Origin of the sequence: Mesorhizobium robiniae (assembly GCF_040545535.1) — a bacterium.
Lineage (GTDB): Bacteria > Pseudomonadota > Alphaproteobacteria > Rhizobiales > Rhizobiaceae > Mesorhizobium > Mesorhizobium robiniae.
Map to the genome: position 1 here is coordinate 253,754 of NZ_JBEPMC010000001.1, position 22,719 is coordinate 276,472.

Sequence of the window (22,719 nt, forward strand, 5' to 3'; positions counted from 1 at the left end):
CGTTGCGAATTGTTGGGCGATCAGGCCACGCCCGGAAATTTTTGATGGAACGACCGCGAGAGGTCGCTCATCACCTGTGGATTGCGATAGTGCCGCGGCAGCCTTACGTCGAACATGCCGAGCACATGGGCCGGCCGCTGCGCGAGTACGATGATGCGATCCGACAGCATCAAGGCCTCGCGTAGATTGTGCGTCACCATGAGGGCGGTCGTAGGCCGCGCCGACCACACGGTCAAAAGCAGGTGCCGAAGCCGCTCGGCGGTTTGTTCGTCGAGCGAGGCAAAGGGTTCGTCCAGGAAAAGCACCGCCGGCTCGGTGGCGAAGGCCCTGGCGAGTGCTGCCCTGCGCGCAAGGCCGAGCGAAAGCTCCGCCGGGTAGAGCGAGCGCATGCCGGCGAGACCGAGCGTGTCGAACAGCCCGTCGAGGTTCTTCGTTCTCAGGCTTTTCGGCAACGCCAGCCTGACATTCTGTTCCACCGTCCGCCACGGCAGCAAGGTCGGTTCCTGGAATACGGCGGCGATGCGGCTCAAGCTTCCCTCCGGTAACTGGCCGCCTTCAGGCAATTGGAAGGAGCCGGAAAAGTCTTTGTCCAACCCAAGCAGGATGCGCAGCGTCGTGGTCTTGCCGCAGCCCGACGGTCCCAGCAAGCAGGCGAACTCGCCTTGCCGGACCTCGAAGGAAAGGTCTTGGAGCGCCGTAATCGAGACGCCCTGCGCGGACCTGAAAGTCTTTTCGGCGATGTCGACCCTAAGCGGGACGACGGCGCCAACGGGTTGCATGTCGTTCAACGGGCTGCACCAGAAGGAGTTCGATGACAAGCATCACCGCCACGAAAGCCAAGGTGTAGGCTAGAATGGCGGCGACGTCGAAGAGCTGGAAATAGAGATAGATCTGGAAGCCGACACCATTGGAGCGGCCGAGCAGTTCGACCACCAGCACGATCTTCCAGATGAGGGCGATGCCGGATCGTGAGGCGGCGGCAAGATAGGGCTGCAATTGCGGCAGCAGGACGTGGCGGATGCGGTCGAGGAGACCGAAGCGGTAGACGGCGGCCATTTCGGCATAACTCGGATCAAGCGCCCTGGCGCCTTCGCGCATCGTCACCACGACGTTCGGGATCTTGTTCACGGCAACCGCTCCAATCGCGGCCGCTTCGTTGAGGCCGAACCAGATATAGGCAAGCACGATGACCACCAGCGCGGGAATGTTGAGAAACAGGATCACCCAGGGACTGAAGAATCGGTCTGCGCTGCGGTAACTGCCGAGGGCAACGCCGATGACCGAGCCGACGACCATGGCAATGACGTATGCCGCGGCAACCCGGCCGAGTGTGGCGCCGAGATGGTAAAAAAGGTCGCCGCTCGCCGCCTCCGCGAGCAACACCTGCCAGACCTGTCCCGGCCCTGGAAAGGCGCGGCTCGGCCAGGCATTTGCTGCAAAACCCCACAGCAGGCAAAGCCCGAGCAGAGAGACCGCGACCGTCAGCGCAGGTGTCAGCACCGTCGCAAAGCTGGATTGGCCGTCGGCCACCGCGCCAGGCGTGCGATCGCCAGTGTCAGGGGCGCTCATTTCAGGAGTTCCCGCCAGAACGTACCGGGCGCCATCTCCGGCGCGCGGCCGACCAGCCTTTCGCCGCCGATCTCGGCCAGCACGCGATAGAGCTTGCCCGCGTCGGCCGCATCCTCGGCGACGGGGCGTCTGGGAATGCCCTCGCGATAGCGGTCACGCAGCTTTGCCAATTCCTGGCCTTGCGCACGGATGATCGGCGCAAGGCGCAGCCACTCATCGTCGGATCTGGCCAGCAAGTCCTTGGACTGCGCGGAAGCCTTGATGAAGCCCCTGATAGCGTCCGGATTCTCGTTCGCCCATTTGTCGTGAAAGACATAGCCGAGCGCCGAGACCGCGCCCGAGGCCCCGAGCGCTTTCGCCGCATCATCCGCGCCGATCAGCCGATGAAAGCCGTTGGCCTCGAGCCGGGCGCAAAAATGCCAGAAATTGAGCACCGCATCGAGTTCGCCTTGCATCGCTTTTTCCGAAATCAGCGGCGGCGCGCCAAAGACGATGTCGCTGGTTACCGGCAGGTCGAGGCCGTGATCGCGCCTGGCCAGCGCCTGGATCAGCAGCCAGCTTTTATCGAGGGGGCCGCCAGCGACACCGATCTTTTTTCTCTCGAGGTCGGCGATCGTGCGGATCGGCGCTCCCTCTTTCACCATGACCGCCCCGACAGCGGTCGAATAGGGGACCAATGCGAGGTCGACGCCTTCCGAGCGCTGGCGCGAGACCCACAGCCAGTCGGTCACGATCATGTCGATCGCGCCGGCCAGCATGGCGACGTTGGTTGCATCCTCGCCGGCGAAATCGATGACCTCCACATCGATGCCGTTGGCTGCGTCGAATTGGTGATGCTTCATGGTGTCAAGCGCCCAGCTCACGGTGCCGAATTTCAGCACGCCGATGCGGACTTTGCCCATAGCGAAGGAGGGGGTCGTGACGAAGGAGGGTCTTGAGACAAGCGCCGCGGCTGCTCCAAGAACTGCCAGACGAAGCGTTCCTCGACGCGAAATCATCATGATGTCTCCTCCCGGAGCCGTAACAAGCCAGGGCGCCGGTCAGATCGCACGGTCCTTGTTCGGGAAAGCGCATTTCCAGCGCTTGACCTTGAGGTTTGGGTGTTCCTGCGACCATTTTGCGATTTCGCTGGGCGCCAAGACCATACATTGGACGAGAGAGCCACGGCTCTCGAAATAGAGATGTTCGTCTCGGCAGTTGCCCGGATTGGCAATCAGGCAAACCGTCAATATGAGGTCGACCATATCCATTCAGCACCTCTTGCGCGCTTGAAGACGCCCGCTTCGGCGAGATCCGGCCCGCTCTGCGAGCCTGGACAAAATCGCCGATTGCCGGAGTCCCGAGGTGCCCATGGAAAACCGGAATGGTTCGAGGCTACGCGTTCGCCTGATGGCCGTCAACAAAGGCGAACGGACAAGACGGCGTTCTACCGGAGCCAATCCGCCGAAAACAAAAACCCGCCTCGGCGGGCGGGTCGGTGGCGCAAATCAGCACCATGAATAAATTCCTAGCATAACTGCCGTCACAAAGCAATGAAAATATGAGGGCGATCGCTTCGGTTGCCTGCCGCTTGCCCAGTCTTCCAGCGTTGGTGGTTGGCGAAAGCCGAAGCGGCATCCAATCTCTCCGCAAGGTGGGAGATCGGCAGCTTCGCCGACTGCGCCTAAGGCGCCACCATCGGCAATTGGTCTGAAGCGATTGCGCTCTCCGGACTTCAGTATGGTTGACATCCCTCGTCTGCCGGGTAGCTTCCATCATGCAGGCGCCGCAACTCCACAAGGGAGAAGTTCTCGCTCTGCCATAAAACGACGCATGCCGATGAACAAACAACGGCCTGCGCAAATCGTCTAGGGCACCTTGACGATCAATGAGGAAATGCCATGCGTGCAATCGCATTTTTCGCCGTCGTGTCCGCTGCGACGTTCATCACGAACCAATCCCAGGCACAGGATGCCGCTGCGGGTGAGAAGGTCTTCGCCAAATGCAAGGCCTGCCACGTCGTAGACAAGGACCAGAACAAGATCGGTCCGTCGTTGAGCGGCGTTATCGGCCGGACGGCCGGCACGCATCCGGGGTTCAAATATTCCAAACCCATGACCGAGGCGGGTGGATCCGGCGTCAAATGGGATGAAGCCACCCTGACGACCTATCTTCGCGACCCCAAGGCCATGATCAAAGGTACGAAGATGGCGTTTGCCGGCCTCAAGAAGGACGAGGATCTCGCCAACGTCATCGCCTATCTGAAGCAATTCTCCAAATAACCCGGTTTTTCCGCAGGATATAACCCGGCTTCGCCGGCCGTTCGAAACTGCGTTCGGCCGGCGCCCGCCCTGGTGGTTGGCGCCGGTCAAGCGGCGTCTTGCAGTCTCTGCATCGCGGAAGGCAGGTCGAACAGGCTGTCGCAAACAAGGTCGGCGCCAAGCTCCTCGACGGGAATCTGGGTATAGCCGCCACGCAGCAGGATGACGGGCATGCCGGCGGCGCGCGCGGCGGCCACATCGGCGCTGCTGTCTCCGACCATCAGCGTGTCGCGAGGTTCGACCTGAAGCTGGTCGAGCGCCAGCAGCAAAGCGTCGGGCGCCGGTTTCAATGATGTCACCGCGTCTCCGCCGACGATCGCGCCGAGATAGTCCGTCAACCCAAAATGCAGCAGGATTTCGCGAGCCGCCAGCTGCGGCTTGTTGGTCACCACGCCCATGGCTATCCCGCTCAAGTGGAAATGCGTGAGAGCCTCCCTGACGCCAGGCATCAGCCTCGTCAGGCCGGTCAGATGTCTGCGGTAGATCGGCGCCATGACGCGGTTGGCCTCATCAAGTGCGCTGCCGAGGAGCGGCGTTCCGGAAGCCGCGAAGGCTCGCTCGATCAGTTTCCTGACACCGCCGCCGATCATGGCCTTGACCTGTTCCAGGCGCAGCGGCGGCAGATCGCGGCCGGCCAGCAACTCGTTAACGGCGGCCGTTATATCAGGCGCCGAATCGACCAGCGTGCCGTCGAGGTCGAACAGGATCGCCTTGGGCGATCGAAACGGCCTGCCCATGCCAACGTTCATGCGGCGTCCTTCCATTTGATCGAGCAGCCGATCGAAGCGATCTGGTCGAGCGGTCCGTCGCCGGTTCGGGCAATTTGCTTCATCGCCTCGAACAGGTCGCGTCTCAGTCCGGGCGGTCCGGCCTCGCGCCGCGCCGCGTCCAGCCGGCCGCGATATTGCAGCGTCAACTCGCTGTTGAGCCCGAAGAAATCCGGGGTGCAAACGGCTCCATAGGCACGCGCCACCGTCTGGCGCTCGTCGTGGAGGTAGGGGAACGAGAAGCCGTTCGTCCTGGCAAAGAGCTTCATGTTGTCGAAGGAATCATCCGGATAGGCGTCGGCATCGTTGGCGTTGATCGCGACAAAGCCGATGCCTTGCGCCTTGAGGTCGTTGGCGTCGCGGACGATGCGTGAAATCACCGCCTTCACATAAGGGCAGTGGTTGCAGATGAAGGCCACGACCAGCCCGTTCGGGCCGGCGTGACTGAAGATCGAATGCGATTTGCCGTCGACGCCGGGCAAAACGGCATCGACGGCTTGCCAGCCGAAATCGCAGACAGGTGGGATTGCCGCCATATTTGCCCTCCGATGAGATGGTTTTACGCGGCTTTCCGGATCGCTCCGTCGGCCGCCTGTCTGATGGCGCCGATATTGGCGCGATAGGCAGCCTCGATGCCACCCCTAAAGATGGCCGAGCCGGCGACCAGCACATTGGCGCCGGCCGCGGTGACCAGCGGAGCGGTTTCCGGCGTGACGCCGCCGTCGATCTCTATGTCGATCGGGCGGTTGCCAATCAATGCCTTGACCCGCCTGACCTTATCGACGACCGCTGGAATGAACGCCTGGCCACCGAAGCCCGGATTGACCGTCATCAGAAGCACCAGATCGAGCCGGTCGAGCACATATTCGATGACGCTTTCCGGCGTCGATGGGTTCAGCGATGCGCCGGCCTTCTTGCCGAGATTCCTGATTGCCTGCAGCGAACGGTCTAGGTGCGGCCCGGCCTCGGCATGCACCGTGATGATGTCGCAGCCGGCATCGGCGAAGGCGGCGAGATAGGCGTCGGCCGGCGCGATCATCAAATGGCAGTCGAAGACCTTGTCCGTCCGGTCACGGATCGCCTTGATCACTGGCGGACCGAAGGTGATGTTGGGCACGAAATGGCCGTCCATCACGTCGAGATGGATCCAGTCGGCACCGGCCCGGACGACCGTTTCGACCTCGTCGCCGAGCCGCGAGAAGTCGGCAGAAAGCACCGAGGGCGCGATGATTGTCTTAGTACCCATGGTCGTCGGCTCCCATTCTGTCTTCCGTTTGCAGTCGCTGCACGCCAACCGGCTCTCTTGTCAGCGCGCCTTCGTCTCCGGTTCGCCTTCGAGCTTGCCTTCCGCGAACACGCGGCTGCCGCGAATATCGGATTCTTCAATGGTGATAAGGTCGGTCTTCGTCAACGCCCGGTCGCGCGACGCGAAAAGCCGGTTGGCCTGGCGAAGCCGCGCTCGGTCGAGCCCGTTGCGGACCGAGCGCGCGTTGGAGAAATGCGGCAGCCGCATGCGGATCGGCAAATACTCTTCGAGCGCCTTGGCCGCCGCCTCGCTGAGACGGTAATTCTGTTCCGCCAGCATGATCTCGGCGATCGATTTGAGCTCGCCGACGCCGTAGTCGGGAAAGTCGAGGTGGTGGGCGATGCGCGAGCGCATACCGGGATTGCTGTCGAAGAAGCGGTCCATCTTGTCCTTGTAGCCGGCGAGGATCACAACCAGGTCGTCACGGTTGTTTTCCATGCATTGCAGCAGGATTTCGATCGATTCCTGACCGTAGTCGCGTTCGTTCTCGGGCTTGTAGAGGTAGTAGGCCTCGTCGATGAAAAGTACCCCGCCCATGGCCCGCTTGATCACTTCGCGGGTCTTCGGCGCGGTGTGGCCGACATACTGGCCGACGAGATCGTCTCGCGTCACCGCAACCATGTGGCCTTCACGGACATAGCCGAGACGATGCAGGATTTCGGCCATCCTCAGCGCCACGGTGGTCTTTCCGGTGCCGGGATTTCCCGTAAAGTTCATGTGCAGCGTCGGCGCGCCCGAGGTCAGCCCGAACCTGCGGCGAAGCCGGTCGACCAGGAGCAGCGCCGCGATCTCGCGGATGCGGGTCTTGACTGGCTTCAGGCCAACGAGTTCGCGGTCGAGCTTGTCCATCACCTCGTCGATGTTGGACGCCTCGAACTCGGCCTGCAGATCGACCGATTCGTCCTGCGCGGCAGCGCCCTTTGCTATCGCGTCCAGCATGGTTCGCCTAGCTCCGCTCGCCTTCGGGCCTGTCGGTCGCATAAGGCACGATCGAGTAGCCCTGGCTGCGGCCGTCGCGCTCCTGGCGCAGCAGCCGGAAGCCGGGTTCGTTGGGCGGCCGGTTGACGATGAACGACATGCGCGGCGCTTCCCAGCCCTTGGTCGAATCGAAGGCGGTGACCCGAACATACATGTTGGGCATGGCTTTGCGGCAATTGTTGACTTCAAGCAGGATGCCCGCCGGGTCCTTCAGGTCGAACATCGGGTTGCCGTACATTTCCCAATAGGTGTTTCGCGGATGCGGATCGTCCGTGTATTCGACGCTGACCGCCCAGTGGTTTTTCAGCGCGTATTTGATCTGCGCCGAAATCTGCTCATCGGTCAGGTCGGGCAGGAACGAAAACTGTCCCTGCGTGACCTTGTTTCCCGGATTGGTCATCATGGCGACGGTTCCTTTCGTCTAGAAGCTGGGCGTTGCGGTTGGCACGAAGTCGGCCGTGTCGGTCGATTCGTAGTTGAAGGTGACGTCCTTCCAGGTCTCCAGGGCCGCCTTCAGCGGCGTGCACCATCTGGCCGCCTGTTCGAGGATTTTGGTCCCTTCGCGCAGATAGTCGCGGCCCTCGTTGCGGGCGAGGATCATCGCCTCCAACGCGACGCGATTGGCCGTCGCGCCTGCCTGGATGCCGTCCGGATGGCCGATCGTGCCGCCGCCGAACTGCAGGATGACATCCTCACCGAGATAATGGATCAGCTGGTGCATCTGGCCGGCATGGATGCCGCCGGAGGCGACGGGCATCACCTTGTTGAGCGAGGCCCACTCCTGATCGAAGAACAGCCCGGTTTCGAGGTTCTGCGGCGTGCGCTCCTCGCGCAGCGTGTCATAAAACCCCTTGATCATCAGCGGGTCGCCTTCCAGCTTGCCGACCACCGTGCCGGCATGGATGTGATCGACGCCGGCCATCCGCATCCATTTGCAGATGACGCGAAAATTCATGCCGTGGTTCTTCTGGCGCGAATAGGTCGAGTTGCCGGCGCGGTGCAGGTGCAGGATCATGTCGTTGCGGCGTGCCCATTTGGCCATCGACTGGATCGCCGTGTAGCCAATGACCAGGTCGATCATGATGATGCAGGAGCCAAGCTGTTTTGCGAACTCGGCGCGCTCGTACATCTCCTCCATCGTGCCGGCGGTGACGTTGAGATAATGGCCCTTGACCTCGCCGGTGGCGGCCGACGCCTTGTTCACGGCCTCCATGCAGTAGAGGAAGCGGTCGCGCCAGTGCATGAAGGGCTGCGAGTTGATGTTCTCGTCGTCCTTGACGAAGTCGAGGCCACCCTTCAGCGCCTCGTAGACGACGCGGCCGTAATTGCGGCCTGACAGGCCAAGCTTCGGCTTCGTCGTCGCGCCGAGCAGCGGCCGGCCGAACTTGTCGAGCCGCTCGCGCTCCACCACGATGCCGGTTGCGGGGCCCTGGAAGGTCTTGAGGTAAGCCACCGGGATGCGCATGTCCTCGAGCCGCAAGGCCTTGACCGCCTTGAAGCCGAACACGTTGCCGATGATCGATGCCGTCAGGTTGGCGATTGAGCCCGGCTCGAACAGGTCGAGGTCGTAGGCGATGTAGGCGAAGTATTGCTGCTCGGTCTTGGTGCCGGGACCTGTGTTCGGCACCGGCTCGGATCTGAACGCCTTGGCGCGGTAGAGCTCGCAGGCGGTCAGCCTGTCGGTCCACACCACGGTCCATGTCGCGGTCGAGGATTCACCGGCGATGGCGGCGGCCGCCTCCTCGTGGTCGACGCCGGGCTGCGGCGTGATCCGAAACATGGCGATCAGGTCGGTTTCCTTGGGCCGATAGTCCGGCTCCCAATAGCCCATCTTTTTGTAGGGGATGACGCCCGACTTGTAGCGTTCCTTGCCTTCCTTGAGCGTGCCCGCTGACGGCATGTCGATCTTGTTCATGACAGGTCTCCTGTTTGCCGCTCAGGCGGCTTTCGCGGTTGCGATTTGCGGGTCGAGCTTTCCCGCGGCGTAACGTTTGGCCATCTCGTCCATGGCGATGACCCTGATCTTCGAAGCGTTGCCCGCGGTGCCGAAGCGCTCAAAACGATCGCGGCAGAGGTCGCGCAAGGCGTCCATGGCCGGTTTCAGGAATTTGCGCGGATCGAATTCGCGCGGGTCCTCCGTCGCGACACGGCGGAACTGCCCGGCCATGGCCATACGGCAATCGGTGTCGATGTTGACCTTGCGCACGCCGTAGCGGATGCCGCGCTCGATCTCCTCGACCGGAACGCCAAAGGTCTGGGGCATCTCGCCGCCATATTTGTTTATGATGTCCTGCAATTCCTGCGGCACCGAAGAAGAGCCATGCATGACCAGATGCGTGTTGGGCAGCTTTTCGTGGATCGCCTCGATCACCTGCATGGCGAGAATGCCGCCGTCTGGCTTGCGGCTGAATTTGTAAGCGCCGTGCGAGGTCCCGCAGGCGATCGCCAGCGCGTCGACCTGGGTGGCGGTGACGAAGTCGACCGCCTGATCGGGATCGGTCAAAAGCTGGTCGTGGGAAAGCGCACCTTCGGCGCCGTGGCCGTCCTCGGCCTCGCCCTGGCCGGTTTCCAGCGAGCCGAGCACGCCGAGCTCGCCTTCGACGGAAGCGCCGACCCAATGCGCCATGCGTGCGACACGCTCGGTGATGGCGACGTTGTAATCGTAGCTCGCCGGCGTCTTGGCGTCCGCCATCAGCGAGCCGTCCATCATCACCGAGGTGAAGCCGTGGCGGATCGCCGAAAGACAGGTGGCTTCGTTGTTGCCGTGATCCTGATGAATGCATAGCGGAATGGCTGGATGCATTTCGGTCAACGCCTCCATCATCTTGGCCAGCATGATGTCGTTGGCATAGGAGCGGGCGCCGCGCGAGGCCTGGATGATGACCGGCGCGTCGCAGGCCTTGGCCGCCTCCATGATGGCGAGGCCCTGTTCCATGTTGTTGATGTTGAATGCGGGCACGCCGTAACCGTGCTCGGCGGCATGGTCGAGAAGCTGGCGAAGGGTGATGCGGGCCATTGTCGGGTCCTCTTAGCTGCGGAAGTTGGGCTAGATGATGAGCTTCAGCGCCGCTGCGGCGACGGCTTCGGGCGTGATGTCGAAATGCCGGTAGAGATCCGGGGCAGGGGCGCTGGCGCCGAAACCGGCCATGCCGACGAAAGCGCCGGTGTCGCCGATCCAGCGGTCCCAGCCGAGCCGTGCTGCGGCTTCGATGGCAATGCGCGGCGCCGAGCCAAGGACGGCCTTGCGGGTGTCCGCATCCTGTTCCTCGAATAGCTCCCAGCACGGCATCGAGACGACCGCGGTGGCGACGCCGTGCTCGGTCTCCAGCCGTTCGGCGGCGGCAATCGCGATCTCGACCTCCGAGCCGGTGGCGATCAGCGTCACGGCCCGGTGCTCGGCCGGCTCACGTAGGATGTAGGCGCCCTGGCTCGACCGGTTCTCGTCGCTGTGTGCCTCCTCGTTGTGTACTTGGCGCAGCATCGGCAGGTTCTGGCGCGAGAGCACCAGCACGCTCGGGCGGTTCTTGCTCTTCAGCGCCAGTTCCCAGCACTCGGCCGTTTCGATGATGTCGGCCGGACGGAAGACATTGAGGTTCGGCGTGGCCCGCAGCATCGCCAGGTGCTCGATAGGCTGGTGGGTCGGGCCGTCCTCGCCGAGACCGATGGAATCATGCGTCATCACATAGATCACGCGCTGGCCCATCAGCGCCGAGAGCCGCATCGCGCCGCGCGCATAGTCGGCAAAGCACAGGAACGTGCCGCCATAAGGCACGAAGCCGCCATGCAGTGCGATGCCGTTCATGGCCGCGGCCATGCCGTGCTCGCGGATGCCGTAGTGGATGTAGCGGCCCGCATAGTCATCAGGCGCTATGCGATCCATGCGCTTGGTGATCGTCAGGTTCGAATGCGTCAGATCGGCGGAGCCGCCGACTGTCAGGTCGGTTGCGGCGTTGATGGCGCCGAGCGCCATTTCGGAGGCCTTTCGCGTTGCGACCTTGGTCGCCTTCTCGGCATGCTCCTTGCGGAAGGCGCCGAGCGCTTCGAAGACCGCGTCGGGCAGGTTGCCGGCGACCGCGCGCTCGAAGGCCTCACGTTGCGGCGAGGCGGCAAGCCGCTGCTCCCAGGCGCGTCGTGCGGCTTGCCCGCGGCCGGCAATTTCGCGCCAGGTGAAAAGGATGTCGTCAGGCACCTCGAACGGCGCATGGGCCCAGCCGATGTTCTCGCGCGTCGCGGCGATCTCGGCATCGCCCAGCGGTGCGCCATGCGTCTTCTCCGAACCGCCCAGATTGGGCGCGCCCTTGCCGATCACCGTGCGGCAGGCGATCAGGGACGGCCGATCCGACTGCTGTGCTGCTTCGATTGCCGCAGCGACGGCCTCCATGTCGTGACCGTCCACCGACTGGACATGCCATCCGGCGGCCTTGAACCGGGCCGGCTGGTCCATCGATGTCGACAGCGAGGTCGGTCCGTCGATCGAGATCGCATTGTCGTCCCAGAAGACGATCAGCCGGGAGAGCTTCAGGTGACCGGCAAGGTCGATCGCCTCGTGGCTGATGCCTTCCTGCAGACAGCCGTCGCCGGCGATGACGTAGGTGAAATGGTCGACGAGATCGGCGCCGTGGCGGGCAGCAAGCATACGCTCCGCCAGCGCCATGCCGACGGCGGTCGAAATGCCCTGTCCAAGCGGGCCGGTCGTCGTCTCGATGCCGAGCGCATGGCCATATTCGGGATGTCCGGCGGTGCGGCTGCCCAGCTGGCGAAACCGCTGCAATTCCTCGATCGGCATGTCTTCGAAGCCGAGCAGGTAATGCAGCGCGTATTGCAACATCGAGCCGTGCCCGGCCGAAAGCACGAAGCGGTCGCGATCGGGCCAGCTGGGCGCCGACGGATCGATATTGATGAAGCGGCTGAACAGCACCGTCGCGACATCGGCCATGCCCATCGGCATGCCCGGATGGCCGGAATTGGCCTTTTGGACGCTGTCCATCGCCAGTGCGCGAATGGCATTGGCCATGTCGCGCTCCGAGACGGCGGCGACAGGCTTCAAAGCTGCGGCTTGGCTGTTCATGGCGTCCTCCTCACGACACACGGTTCTTGCGTTCGATCAATTGCAGGATCAGCGGCGTCAGGATCAGCTGCATGGCAAGGTCGAGCTTGTTGCCTGGCACCACGATGGAATTCGGCCGCGACATGAACGAGTCGTGGATCATCGAAAGCAGGTAGGGGAAATCGATGCCGCGCGGATTGGCGAAGCGGATGACCAGCATCGATTCGTCCGGCGTCGGAATCCAGCGCGCGATGAATGGGTTGGACGTGTCGACGATCGGCACGCGCTGGAAGTTGATGGCGGTCTGCGAAAATTGCGGGACGATATAGCGGACATAGTCCGGCATGCGCCGCAGGATCACGTCCATCACCGCCTCGGTGGAATAGCCGCGCGTTGCACGGTCGCGGTGGATCTTCTGGATCCATTCGAGGTTTATCACCGGCACCACGCCGATTTTGAGGTCGGCGTGCCTGGCCAGGTTGATCTTGTCGGTGACGACGCAGCCATGCAGCCCCTCGTAGAAGAGCAGGTCGCTCGGCGGGAATTCGCGCCATTCGGTAAAATGCCCCGGCGGCGTGCCGTACTGCTTCTCCTCGTCCTCGTCATGGATGTAGGTGCGGGTCTTTCCGGTTCCCCGGCGGCCATATTCCTCAAACACCTCTTCGAGGATTGCGAGTTCGTTGGCTTCGGCATTGAAGTGGGTGAAGTTCGGATTGCCGGCCTTTTCCTGCTCGGCCACCTTTGTCTTCATCGTGGCGCGGTCGTAGCGGTGAAAGGCATCGCCTTCGATGAAGGCGGCTTCGATATTCTCGCGCCGGAAGATCAGATCGAAGATGCGCTTGACCGAAGTGGTGCCTGCGCCCGACGACCCGGTGATGGTGATGATGGGGTGCTTTGCCGACATGGTGCTCAGGCCCTGAACAGGCCGCGGCGGCTGAACAGCGGCGCACGCTCGCCGATGGCGCTGGGCTCGGTGTGATAGCGGGTGATGCGCGCGACTTCCCGCGCCGATCCGAACACCATCGGCACGCGCTGATGCAGGCTCTCGGGTTCGATTTCGAGGATGCGGGTGATCGTATCGGTGGCGGCGCCGGCCGCCTGTTCGATGAGATAGGCGATCGGGTTGGCCTCATAGACGAGGCGCAGCCGTCCCTGGCGGTAACCCTTGCGCTTGTCGCCGGGATACAGGAACACACCGCCGCGCATCAGTATGCGGTAGCAGTCGGCGACCAGGGAAGCGATCCAGCGCATGTTGAAGTCCTTCTCTCGTGGGCCTTCGGTGCCTTCGAGGCAGTCGTCGATGTAGAGCCGCACCGCCTCGTCCCAGTGCCGGTAGTTGGCGGCGTTGATGGCGAATTCCTGGGTGCGCTGCGGGATGATCCGGCTCTCATAGGCCTGGACGAAGGTGCCGAGCCTGGTCGAGAGAACGAAAACATGCGTGCCGCTGCCGAGCGACAGAACCAGCGCCAGCTGCGGCCCGTAGATGAAGAAGCCGGCGCCCAGCTGGTTCACGCCTGCCTGCAAAAAAGAGGCGGCCGGATTTCCGTCCGGCGCGCCAGTTGCAGGGAGGCCAGTTGCTGGGAGGAGCGAGAAGATCGTTCCGATCGACACATTGGTGTCGATGTTCGAAGAGCCGTCGAGCGGGTCGATGGCGATGGCGAGAGGCGCTTTGCTGTCGAGCAGGACCGGCTGCTCCAGTTCCTCGGACGCGTAGAACGCGACCGGAGCGTGGCGCATGGCGTCGAGGAAAATGTCGTCCGCGAAGATGTCGAGATCCTTCTGGATGTCGCCGTCGGCATTGGCGCCGCGGGTCCCGGCAAAGGCGGTGCCGAGCACCCCTTGATTGATGGTGTTGCGGATCTTGGTGGCAGCCTGCGTCAGCTGACGGATGGTTGCTACAACTGCCGAGCGCAGTTCGTCCGGTGGGCCGAGATAGGAATTCAGAAAAGCGTCGAGCGTTGCCGCTGGCATCGTAACCTCCCGATCCAGCCGCATCTCCTCGGATCGGCCGGATTGGGGAATGAGAACAAACGACACCGGATAAGTAAAATTCAATAACTTTACTTCCTCGATAAAAAAATTTTAGTATGGCATATGAGAAACCTCACGCTCAAGCAGTTCAAGACTGTTCAAGCAATCATCAGCCATGGGAAAATCGTCAGTGCGGCCAAGGTGTTAGGCCTGTCTCCTCCAGCTGTGACGATCCAGTTGCGGCAGGTGGAGGAGGAGTTCCAGCTGGCCCTGTTCGACCGGACCTCTGATGGCATGCGTCCCACTGCCGCAGGCCTGGCCTTCGTCGAGACGGCGCAGGCGATCGAAGAGCGGCTTCGTCTGCTCGAAGACAAGATGGATGCGATCAAAGGCGTGCGCATCGGCAGCTTGAGGCTCGGCGTCGTTTCCACCGCCAAATATTTCGCGCCGCGGCTCATGGCCGGTTTCATGAAGGAGCATCCCGACATCGACATGCGGCTTGCCATCGGCAACCGCGCCGAAACCATCGACAGGCTGAAGAACCACGACATCGACATCGCGCTTATGGGACGCCCGGCGAAGGAAGTCCCGGTGCGGGCCTCGGTCTTCGGCGATCACCCGTTGGTCATCATCGCGCCGCCCGACCATCCGCTGGCATCGGCCCGCGAGATATCCAAGGAGCGGATCGCCGAAGAGCATTTCCTCATTCGCGAGCCCGGCTCCGGCACGCGCATCTCGCTGGAAATATTCCTGAGCGACGTGCCCGGCCGCATCGACGATCTCGGCGTCGAGATGGGCTCGAACGAAACCATCAAGCAGGCGGTTATGGCCGGGCTCGGCATCGCCTTCATCTCTGCCCACACCATCGCCGCCGAAACCGAAGCCGGCCGGCTTGTCATTCTCGACGTCGTCGGCATGCCGATCCGCCGGCAATGGTTTTCGGTAATGCGCAGCGATCACGCGATCTCGCCGGCTATGGCGACGTTCCACGATTTCCTGATGCGCAAGGGAGCGATGTACCTGCCCCTGTTCGGCAAGCTCTACCCGCACGACGAGCCGGAGATCGTTGGCGTTAGATAAGCGATCTGTTATGTTGCAGTGCGAAAAGAACATGTTATGTTGCAGTGCGAAAGAACAGGGGCCACGTCCTTTCCACCCGTAAGCGATCTGTATGTGCGACCCCTGCAGACTGGTCGGTATTTCGGAAACCTCCCGGGCATGGGGTTCGGGAATTCGATGGGGACAAGGGGTAATGCTTTACACGCTCGTTATGATGGTCTGCCTGACGGATGTGCCGCAGAGCTGCGAACAACGCGAACAGATGGTGGACGGCCTGGCGATGAATCCTGGGACCGCCTTCATGCAGGCGCAGCCGCTGGTCGCCCAGTGGATCGAGACGCATCCCGGTTATTTCGTGCGGCGCTGGCGCGTGCTGCCCGGCCGGGAATCGTGAGATCCGCCGCGGAGATCGAATGAGGTTCTACTTCTTCGTCGCGGCGAGCGTTTCCGAGACGACCTTGGACAGTTGATAAAGCCGCTGCTCGATTATCGTCGGCACCTCACAGACGTAAGTCAGCGATTGGACCCGTTCGTTGAAAATTCGCGTTGCGAATTTCAGCTGCTCGGTTCGCCGCTCGACCTCGTCGGGATCCGCACCCGGTTTTTCCCGCAACGCATCGACGTCGGACGCTTCCTTGCGCAAGGCGGCGGCCATTTCGAGCTGTTTGTGGGCGTAGCGGGCAATGCCTGAGATCACGTGCGAACGCTCGGTGTCCATGTGATCGAACATGCCTTGCACCAGCATCGCCATTTTCGGCGCAAGCTGTTCGGCCGGCAGGGCGGCGGCGAAATCCCTAATCTTTTTCTGGGCTTCGGCAATCGGCAACCGCCGAGCCGCCACCTCCGCGACCAGAGCGGAAACGGCGGGATCCTTCGACAAATCCTTCGCCGCTGGGGGTAGTTCCGGCCCGTTCCATATCTGGCCGAGCGAGAGTTGCGGCACCTTGCGCTGTATGCAGGGCCAGTCCGGATCGGTATTCGCCGCCGCCTTGGCGTTCATGCTCGGCGCGAGCATGGCAGCCACAGCCAGGCTGCGAACAAGGCTCATTCGTGCCATCAGGCATTTCCTCCCGTGTCCTGTTTTCGGCTTATCAGGCCGCGCGAAGGGTCGTAGGCGATGATGGCGGCGGCAAGGAACAGAACCGTGCAACCGGCAACGACGCCCAGCGACAGCCAGTCAATCTGGCCGTAAAAGGCGAAGCGGATCAGTTCGACGGCATAGGTGAACGGATTGGCGAGGCAGATCTTGTAAAGCAGCGGGCTCGCCTCCTGGATACGCCACAAGGGATAGAGCGCCGGAGAGGCGAAATAGCCGGGAAAGATGACGAAGTTCATGATGCCGGCGAAGTTCTCGAGCTGCTTGATCATCGAGGACAAAAGCATGCCGAGCGCGCAAAGCATCATGCCCGACAGGAACAGCGCCGGCAGCACCATGAGATAGCCGATCGGCGGCGCCTTGACGCCCCAGAACCAGGCAACGATCAGGAACGCGTAGACCTGAGCGATCGATACGGCGACGCCGGCGAGCATCTTAGAGACCAGCAGGAACCAGCGTGGGAAGGGGCTGATCAGCAGGGTGCGCATATTGCCCATCTCGCGGTCATAGACCATCGACAGCGAAGACTGCATGCCCGAGAACAGCAGGATCATACCGCACAGGCCCGGCGTGATGTAGACCTCGTAGAGCACGTAGGTCTTGTAGGGCGGGATGATCGATACACCGAGCACCTGGCGGAATCCGGCTGCAAAAATGAACAGCCAGATGAGCGGCCGAACCAGCGAGGATATGAAGCGCTCGCGCTGATGCAGGAAACGCAGGCACTCCCGCAGGACGACGCCTTTGAGGCAGATGAGATAGTGGCGAAGGCCGAATTTTTCGAACTTCACCGGCATCATGGCGGCGACTTTTCCAGGCATTGCGGGAGCGCTCATGGCGATATCTCCGCGGCGCCGGCCGCCTCGATGCGGCTGAGCCTCGAAAAGGCGTCGCGGATCGAATTGGCGCCGCTCGTTCTGACGACATCGGCCACCTTGCCCTTGGCGACCAGCTCGCCCTGCCGCAAGACGACGACATGGTCGCCGTCGTCAACCTCATCGATCAGGTGCGTCGCCCACAGCACGCCGATGCCCTCGGTTTCGACGAGCTTGCGGATGGTGGCGAGAATGCCGGCGCGCGACTGGATGTCGAGACCGACGGTCGCCTCGTCGAGCAGCAGCAGGGCAGGGCGGTGGAGCAGCGCCCTGGCGATCTCGATGCGTCGCATCTGGCCGCCGGAAAGACTGCGTGCCTTGTCATGCTGACGGCCCGGCATGTCGACTATGTCGAGCAGCGCGGCAATGCGCTGCCTCGCCTCGCGTCCGCCGATGCCATGCAGCGAGGCGTGGTAGGAGAGGTTTTGGTGGACGCTGAGATCGAGGTCGAGCGTGCGGGCCTGGAACACGATGCCGACACGCCTGAGCGCTTCGCCCGAAGCGCGGCTGACGTCATGGCCGAAGATGCGGATCGATCCGCGGCGCGTGTCGTAGAGATGGCTGATCAGCGAGAACAGCGTTGTCTTGCCGGCGCCGTTGAGGCCGAGAAGAACGGTGAAGGTCGCCGGCGCGATCGAGAACGAGACGTCGGCGAGCGCCCGCTTCGGACCATAGGAATGGCCGACGCCAGCAATTTCGAGCGCCGCCACCCCATCTCCTTGTCCGCTTGTCCTCACATGCTGCACGCCGGCTCGCTCCTTATCGTCGACGATAGTCTAGCACACCGGAAATCTGGCACACCGGAAGTCTGGCACACTGGGAGTCGGGCACACCGACAGTCTGGCGCACCGGCCTCGATCGCGCAGGTCCTGCTTTCCGGTCACCCTACTTGATCGTGATCGTGCCTTTCATGCCTTTGTCGGCGAGGTCGGGTACCGACCATGTGTAGATGCCGGGCCGCACGGTGGTGAACTGTACCTGGATGGTGCCGTCAGCATCGAATTCGAGCCATGCGGGCGCGCCGTTCATGTGCACCTCGAGGTCATTGATGACGATCTGGTTGTTCCAAACATTGCGGAACAGGTCGGTATGGAATTTGTACTCCAGCCCGCCCGCCGCGGTGATCTTCCAACGATAGCCCTGGCCGGCGATCAGCTGGAAATCCTTCTGGTTGGCGGTGAACTGGTCTTCCTTGGTGCCGAGGATAAGTTCCGGCACGTCCTTGCTGGCCCGGGTCGCCTTCTCGGCTTCGGGGCTGGCCTCTGTTTTGGTCGCCGTGGCGGCGGCTGCGTCATCGTCATCGCCGTCGTTATCCTGTGCCCAGACCTGGCCCTGCGTGAGTGCCATGCCCACCAATGCCGCGAAAGCGACTGCCCGAAATTTCCGCATGATTTCCTGCCCTTCTGCTGCTTTTCTGTCTGTTTGATTCAATCGGGTTGATTCAATTGGGCGAGACGACGACGCCCCACGGTAGCGCGCCGACGGTGACCGACTGCACCGGCTCGTCCGTCGCCACGTCGATGAAGGTGATGTCGTTCGACACGCCGTTGGTCGAGATGATGGTCTTCTGGTCCGGGGTGAAGGCGAGCTGCCAGACGCGTTGGCCGACCAGCACGTATTTCTCGACCTCGTATGTCTGCGTATTGATCACCGCGACGCGGTTGGCCGGTCCGAGCGCCACATAGGCTTTCTTGCCGTCGGCGGTGATGCGCACACCGACCGGCTGGATGGATTCTGCCCTCAGGCCTGATATCTCGAAGGTGATCTTCTGGACGACTTCGCGCGTTTGATTGTCGATCACCGAAACCGTGCCGCCGATCTCGGCACTCACCCAGGCCTGCTTGCCGTCGGGCGTGAACTCGACGAAGCGCGGGCGCGCATCCACCAGCACATTGTCGGTGATCTCGTGGCTCGACGTATCGATGAAATGCGCCATGTTCGTCGTTTCCGACGTGTTGACCATGGTCTTTCCGTCCGGGCTGATGCCCATGCCTTCCGGTTCGACGCCGACCGGGATTTCGGCCAGCACCTTCTTGCCTTCTATGTCGATGACGGTGACGAGATTGTCGTCCTCATTGGCGACGTAGAGCGTCTTGCCGTCAGGCGAGAGCACGAAGAGCTCCGGGTCGGGCCCGGAAGGTAAAGTATCGACGATCTCTAGAGTTGCCGTGTCGATCACCTCGATCGAATCATCGTCGCTGGCGCAGAGATAAATGTGCTTGCCGTCATGCGAGATGGTGATGCCGCGCGGACGCTGCCCGACATTGACGGTCTTCACAACTTGCATCGTCGCAGTGTCGACGACGGTCATCGTGTTGTCTTTCTCGTTCGAGACATAGGCCATGTAGGCCGACGCTGGACCGGCCATGAAGCCGGTCGCCAGAATGGCGAGCGCGTAAGCTCCTCTGTGCACTGAAATTCCCTCCCGATTGGTTCTACTTAAGCACGCATTTCGTTTCCGGCTCATCGACCCCGAGCGTATCGAGCTCGGAGACCTGGTGTAAAAAACCTTCCTGCGGTGATGTCGAGACGACCGACCTGTTGTCGCCGAGGAAGATCGGCTGCCGCAACTGCTGGTTCCACTTGCGGAAGGTCAGTTTCTGCCCCTTGAAGGCAGCGATCGAAAAACCGTCGGAGCGGATGAAGTCGGCCATCTTCTTGGGGTCGGCGCCCTGCGTGCGGGTCGCCGCCTCGCCGAGGATGCGCACCGCGGTCCATGCCGCCATATCCTTCGACACCATGCGGCGGCCGTTTGCCTTGGCGAAGCGGTTCTGGATCTGGGTGCCGCCCCATTGCTCGCTGGCCGGATGCCAGGCCGACGGGGTGAGGCCGGCGGTGCCGGCGACCGGCCGCGGAATCCAGGTGCGGAACGGCACGTAGGTGCCGAACACCTCGCTTTCGTCGGCGACCAGCAACACATCGTGCTCCGGCAGGTCCTGGGTGAAGACAGGCATCTGCCGCTGGATCTGGACGACGCCGGAATCGGTCCGCCGTGCCGTGCCGGTGTCCTTGAATTCCTTTTCGCCGACGATCTCGCCGCCGAAGCGCGTCGCTGCCCGGCGCAGCGCCTCGGCAAAAAGCTGGTCGCGCTCGTGCGAGCCGTAGATCAGCACCCAGCGCCGCCATTGCTTCCAGATGAGATATTGCGCCAGCCCGTCGGCCAGCATGCTGCGCGTCGGGATGGTGTGGAAGATGTTGGCGCGGCATTCCTCCTCGCGAAGACTGTCGTCGGTGGCGCCGGCATTGAAGATCAACACACCGTTGTCGCGGGCCAGATCGGCGATCGACAGCAATTGCCTGGCCGAGAGGTCCGCGACCACATAGCGGTCGCCTTTGGCGATCATGTCCTTAAAGGCCGGAACGACATCCGCATCCGGCTTTACCTCGGTTACGTCGAGGCTGAATTTCTGGCCGAGGAAGCTGCCGGTCGTGTTGTTGTCGGCAATCGCCACACTGCCGCCGGCAACGCCCTCATCGCGCGGCGGGACGTCGAGCACCGACAAGGCCAGCTGCGGCGCATAGGCGCGCAAATAGCCTATCTTGATTTCGGTAATCTTTTTTTCCGGCTTGGCCGTTGCTGCCGGTTGCTCGCCGGTCGCCTCCTGGGCTAGCGCCCCCGGAACGTTGACGGTCAGGGAAAAAAAGCACAAAAAGGCCGCGAGAGTGCCCGGCACCGCGCTCGTCATCGATAAAAATTACCCGTTCTTGCGCTAAAGTCCGATTGTTGTCGGACCGGCGCGAAGTCAAGGTGCCCGTGATGAGCTTAGCTGACCGGCAAAATTTATCAAACCCCGAAAGTGGACTTTTCGCGTCTGCTTTAGTGCCATGCCTTGTCGCCGGAACGGCAACCGGGCGGATTTCGGTATTCGGGCCCGAAAGCGTCCTATCCCTCCTGCCGGAGAAAATCCAATGACCAGAATGCTGGGCAGCGTCACCGGCGCCGACGAGGCGGAGATCGCGCTTTCAGGCGGCGTCGATATCGTCGACCTGAAGAATCCGAAGGCGGGAGCGCTGGGTGCGGTACCCACCCAAACCATCCGCCGGACGATTTCGCTGATTGCCGGCCGGGCGCCGGTCAGCGCGGTCTGCGGCGATCTGCCGATGGAACCCGAGACGATCCGCGCCAAGGCCGAGGAGATCGCTGCCACCGGCGTCGATTACGTCAAGATAGGCTTCTTTCCGTCGGCCAATGCCGCCGCCTGTGCGGAAGCGCTGGCGCCGCTCGCCGCGCGAACGAAGCTGATCGCCGTGCTTTTCGCCGATCTGGCGCCGGATTTCGAGCTTTTGCCGGTGTTTGCCAAACATCGCTTCCATGGCGCCATGGTCGATACCGCGAACAAGGCAAACGGCCGGCTGCTCGACCATCTGCCGCCCGAGCATATCCCTGCCTTCGTCGATCGAGCCAAATCGCTCGGTCTGATGGTTGGCCTGAGCGGATCGCTGGAAGCCCCCGACATTCCGCGCCTGTTGCCTTTCGCTCCCGATTTTCTCGGTTTTCGCGGGGCGCTGTGCGGTCACTCCGGCCGCGCGGGTTCGATCAGCGCCGAGGCGGTTTCGCAGATCCGCGAATTGGTTCCGGAAGAATCCCGCGCCGGCGGGCCGTCGAGCGTCGACTACCGGCTGCTGGCGGCGAGAGGCTATTCGCCGGGCACCGACCCGACGCTGGGCACCGACAAGATCTTCGTGCGGGACTTTGTCCTGCCGGTCCAGATCGGCGCTTACAGCTTCGAGCACGGCCATACGCAGAAGGTGCGTTTCGATGTGACCGCCGACGTGCTGCAGGTCACCGACCATCCCGAAGACATGCGCCATGTGTTCTCCTACGACATCATCATGGACGGCATTCGCGCCATCGTCGCGCGGGGCCACATCCAGCTTAGCGAGGCCCTGGCCGAGCAGGTGGCGACGTACATTCTGGAGAACCCGCGTGTCGTGCGCGTCACGGTCAGGGTTGAAAAACTCGAACTCGGCCCCGGCGGCGTCGGCGTCGAGATCGAACGCAAGCGCCAGTCGGCAGGCCGCGGCGTTGCTTCCGGCCCCGCCAGCCGAAAAGACCAAAGCGCTGTTTCCCAGCCGCGACAGGAAAGGCCCGAGGCCAGGCGTGCCGTGGTCAAGCCGATCGTCGTCAAATTGGGCGGCAGCACGGTCCATGCGGCGGAAATGGCGCGCTGGATCGCGGCGCTGGCGGGTTCCACGCTGCCGATCGTCATCGTGCCCGGCGGCGGCCTCTTCGCCGACCAGGTGCGCGAGACGCAGATGCGCATGGATTTTTCCGACACCGCCGCCCACGCCATGGCGATTCTCGCCATGGAGCAGTTCGGCCAAGTCATCCTCGACCGGGACGATAGGCTGGTGCCGGCTCGGTCGCTGGAAGAACTGGTGCAAGCCTTGGACGCCGGGCAGAACCCGGTGTGGCTGCCGTCATCCTTGGCCCTGCCGGCGCCGGACATTCCGGCGTCCTGGGACATTACCTCCGATTCCCTTGCCGCCTGGCTTGCCGGCAAGCTCGGCGCGAAGGCGCTGCTGCTGATCAAGCAGACCGGCGCGTTCTTCGGCAGCGACACGATCGACAGCCTGGCAGTCAGAGGCATCGTCGACGCCGGCTTTGCCGCCATGCTGCCCGACGGCGTCGATGTCCATCTCGCCGGTCCGAAAGATGCCGCCGAAGCCGGGGCGCTGCTCGCGGCGGGCAATCTGCCCGGCATGGCGATCGCGGCCCCGGCCCGGCCGGCAAGAAAAGCAGGGTAGGCG

At 62.7% G+C, this 22,719-nt stretch carries 24 protein-coding genes; 4 read left to right on the top strand and 20 right to left on the bottom strand.

Annotation, left to right across the window (positions count from 1 at the left end; all coding sequences use genetic code 11):
• Positions 1 to 20 precede the first annotated feature (20 nt).
• From ABID19_RS01210 to ABID19_RS01225, 4 genes are all read right to left on the bottom strand, one after another.
• Positions 21 to 779, bottom strand: coding sequence for an ABC transporter ATP-binding protein (locus tag ABID19_RS01210; protein ID WP_354488260.1), 759 nt, complete (start codon positions 777 to 779; stop codon positions 21 to 23).
• Positions 748 to 1,569, bottom strand: a complete 822-nt coding sequence (locus tag ABID19_RS01215) for an ABC transporter permease (protein ID WP_354487346.1) — start codon at positions 1,567 to 1,569, stop codon at positions 748 to 750. The genes ABID19_RS01210 and ABID19_RS01215 overlap by 32 nt, the downstream gene beginning before the upstream one ends.
• A complete protein-coding gene (locus tag ABID19_RS01220; RefSeq protein ID WP_354487348.1) occupies positions 1,566 to 2,570 on the bottom strand; it encodes an ABC transporter substrate-binding protein in 1,005 nt (334 codons plus the stop codon). Before ABID19_RS01220 ends, ABID19_RS01215 begins: the two co-directional genes overlap by 4 nt.
• Before the next feature lie 373 nt (positions 2,571 to 2,943).
• Positions 2,944 to 3,186: a hypothetical protein gene (locus tag ABID19_RS01225; protein WP_354487350.1), complete on the bottom strand. Its 243-nt coding sequence runs from the start codon at positions 3,184 to 3,186 to the stop codon at positions 2,944 to 2,946.
• Positions 3,187 to 3,449: 263 nt separating this feature from the next.
• Here ABID19_RS01225 and ABID19_RS01230 point away from each other — a divergent pair, with 263 nt between their 5' ends.
• The gene (locus ABID19_RS01230) at positions 3,450 to 3,830 is read left to right on the top strand and encodes a c-type cytochrome (RefSeq protein ID WP_354487352.1); all 381 of its coding nucleotides are present in this window, start codon (positions 3,450 to 3,452) and stop codon (positions 3,828 to 3,830) included.
• 86 nt (positions 3,831 to 3,916) lie between these two features.
• Here the strand turns inward: ABID19_RS01230 and gph are convergent, their stop codons facing one another.
• The 10 genes from gph to ABID19_RS01280 are packed head-to-tail and all read right to left on the bottom strand — an operon-like array spanning position 3,917 to position 13,938.
• A complete protein-coding gene (gph, locus tag ABID19_RS01235; protein ID WP_354487354.1) occupies positions 3,917 to 4,618 on the bottom strand; it encodes a phosphoglycolate phosphatase in 702 nt (233 codons plus the stop codon).
• Entirely contained in the window at positions 4,615 to 5,172 is a 558-nt protein-coding gene (locus ABID19_RS01240) for a thioredoxin family protein (protein WP_354487356.1), read from the bottom strand. Before ABID19_RS01240 ends, gph begins: the two co-directional genes overlap by 4 nt.
• 23 nt (positions 5,173 to 5,195) lie before the next feature.
• Positions 5,196 to 5,882: a ribulose-phosphate 3-epimerase gene (rpe, locus tag ABID19_RS01245; RefSeq protein WP_354487358.1), complete on the bottom strand. Its 687-nt coding sequence runs from the start codon at positions 5,880 to 5,882 to the stop codon at positions 5,196 to 5,198.
• Between the two features lie 60 nt (positions 5,883 to 5,942).
• Entirely contained in the window at positions 5,943 to 6,881 is a 939-nt protein-coding gene (gene cbbX, locus ABID19_RS01250) for a CbbX protein (protein ID WP_354487359.1), read from the bottom strand.
• A gap of 7 nt (positions 6,882 to 6,888) precedes the next feature.
• Complete coding sequence (locus ABID19_RS01255; protein ID WP_127206186.1) at positions 6,889 to 7,323, bottom strand: ribulose bisphosphate carboxylase small subunit; 435 nt, start codon at positions 7,321 to 7,323, stop codon at positions 6,889 to 6,891.
• An 18-nt stretch (positions 7,324 to 7,341) separates the two neighbouring features.
• Positions 7,342 to 8,835: a ribulose-bisphosphate carboxylase large subunit gene (locus tag ABID19_RS01260; protein ID WP_127209844.1), complete on the bottom strand. Its 1,494-nt coding sequence runs from the start codon at positions 8,833 to 8,835 to the stop codon at positions 7,342 to 7,344.
• A 21-nt stretch (positions 8,836 to 8,856) separates the two neighbouring features.
• The gene (gene fba, locus ABID19_RS01265) at positions 8,857 to 9,936 is read right to left on the bottom strand and encodes a class II fructose-bisphosphate aldolase (RefSeq protein WP_095489014.1); all 1,080 of its coding nucleotides are present in this window, start codon (positions 9,934 to 9,936) and stop codon (positions 8,857 to 8,859) included.
• Positions 9,937 to 9,966: 30 nt separating this feature from the next.
• Positions 9,967 to 11,988 (bottom strand): transketolase, encoded by a 2,022-nt coding sequence (gene tkt / locus ABID19_RS01270; protein WP_354487361.1) that lies wholly within the window; start codon positions 11,986 to 11,988, stop codon positions 9,967 to 9,969.
• A gap of 10 nt (positions 11,989 to 11,998) precedes the next feature.
• Positions 11,999 to 12,871 carry a phosphoribulokinase gene (locus tag ABID19_RS01275; protein WP_354487363.1) on the bottom strand — a complete coding sequence of 291 codons (873 nt, stop codon included), beginning with the start codon at positions 12,869 to 12,871 and terminating at the stop codon, positions 11,999 to 12,001.
• A 5-nt stretch (positions 12,872 to 12,876) separates the two neighbouring features.
• A complete protein-coding gene (locus tag ABID19_RS01280; RefSeq protein WP_354487364.1) occupies positions 12,877 to 13,938 on the bottom strand; it encodes a class 1 fructose-bisphosphatase in 1,062 nt (353 codons plus the stop codon).
• Between the two features lie 123 nt (positions 13,939 to 14,061).
• On the opposite strand from ABID19_RS01280, the gene ABID19_RS01285 reads away from it, so the two are divergent.
• The gene (locus tag ABID19_RS01285) at positions 14,062 to 15,018 is read left to right on the top strand and encodes a LysR family transcriptional regulator (RefSeq protein WP_354487365.1); all 957 of its coding nucleotides are present in this window, start codon (positions 14,062 to 14,064) and stop codon (positions 15,016 to 15,018) included.
• A gap of 172 nt (positions 15,019 to 15,190) precedes the next feature.
• Positions 15,191 to 15,391: a hypothetical protein gene (locus tag ABID19_RS01290; protein WP_352931147.1), complete on the top strand. Its 201-nt coding sequence runs from the start codon at positions 15,191 to 15,193 to the stop codon at positions 15,389 to 15,391.
• Between the two features lie 27 nt (positions 15,392 to 15,418).
• Here ABID19_RS01290 and ABID19_RS01295 read toward each other — a convergent pair whose 3' ends face one another.
• The 6 genes from ABID19_RS01295 to ABID19_RS01320 form a co-directional block, all read right to left on the bottom strand.
• A complete protein-coding gene (locus ABID19_RS01295; protein WP_354487366.1) occupies positions 15,419 to 16,054 on the bottom strand; it encodes a hypothetical protein in 636 nt (211 codons plus the stop codon).
• Entirely contained in the window at positions 16,054 to 16,893 is an 840-nt protein-coding gene (locus ABID19_RS01300; protein WP_354488262.1) for an ABC transporter permease, read from the bottom strand. Before ABID19_RS01300 ends, ABID19_RS01295 begins: the two co-directional genes overlap by 1 nt.
• 32 nt (positions 16,894 to 16,925) lie before the next feature.
• Entirely contained in the window at positions 16,926 to 17,714 is a 789-nt protein-coding gene (locus tag ABID19_RS01305) for an ATP-binding cassette domain-containing protein (protein ID WP_354487368.1), read from the bottom strand.
• Between the two features lie 139 nt (positions 17,715 to 17,853).
• Positions 17,854 to 18,357, bottom strand: coding sequence for a cupredoxin domain-containing protein (locus ABID19_RS01310; RefSeq protein ID WP_354487370.1), 504 nt, complete (start codon positions 18,355 to 18,357; stop codon positions 17,854 to 17,856).
• Between the two features lie 52 nt (positions 18,358 to 18,409).
• On the bottom strand, positions 18,410 to 19,435 hold the full coding sequence (locus ABID19_RS01315) for a YVTN family beta-propeller repeat protein (protein ID WP_435528672.1): 1,026 nt from the start codon (positions 19,433 to 19,435) through the stop codon (positions 18,410 to 18,412).
• The gene (locus tag ABID19_RS01320) at positions 19,404 to 20,654 is read right to left on the bottom strand and encodes an ABC transporter substrate-binding protein (RefSeq protein WP_354487372.1); all 1,251 of its coding nucleotides are present in this window, start codon (positions 20,652 to 20,654) and stop codon (positions 19,404 to 19,406) included. Before ABID19_RS01320 ends, ABID19_RS01315 begins: the two co-directional genes overlap by 32 nt.
• A 223-nt stretch (positions 20,655 to 20,877) precedes the next feature.
• Here ABID19_RS01320 and ABID19_RS01325 point away from each other — a divergent pair, with 223 nt between their 5' ends.
• Positions 20,878 to 22,716: a (5-formylfuran-3-yl)methyl phosphate synthase gene (locus tag ABID19_RS01325; protein WP_354487374.1), complete on the top strand. Its 1,839-nt coding sequence runs from the start codon at positions 20,878 to 20,880 to the stop codon at positions 22,714 to 22,716.
• Positions 22,717 to 22,719 lie beyond the last annotated feature (3 nt).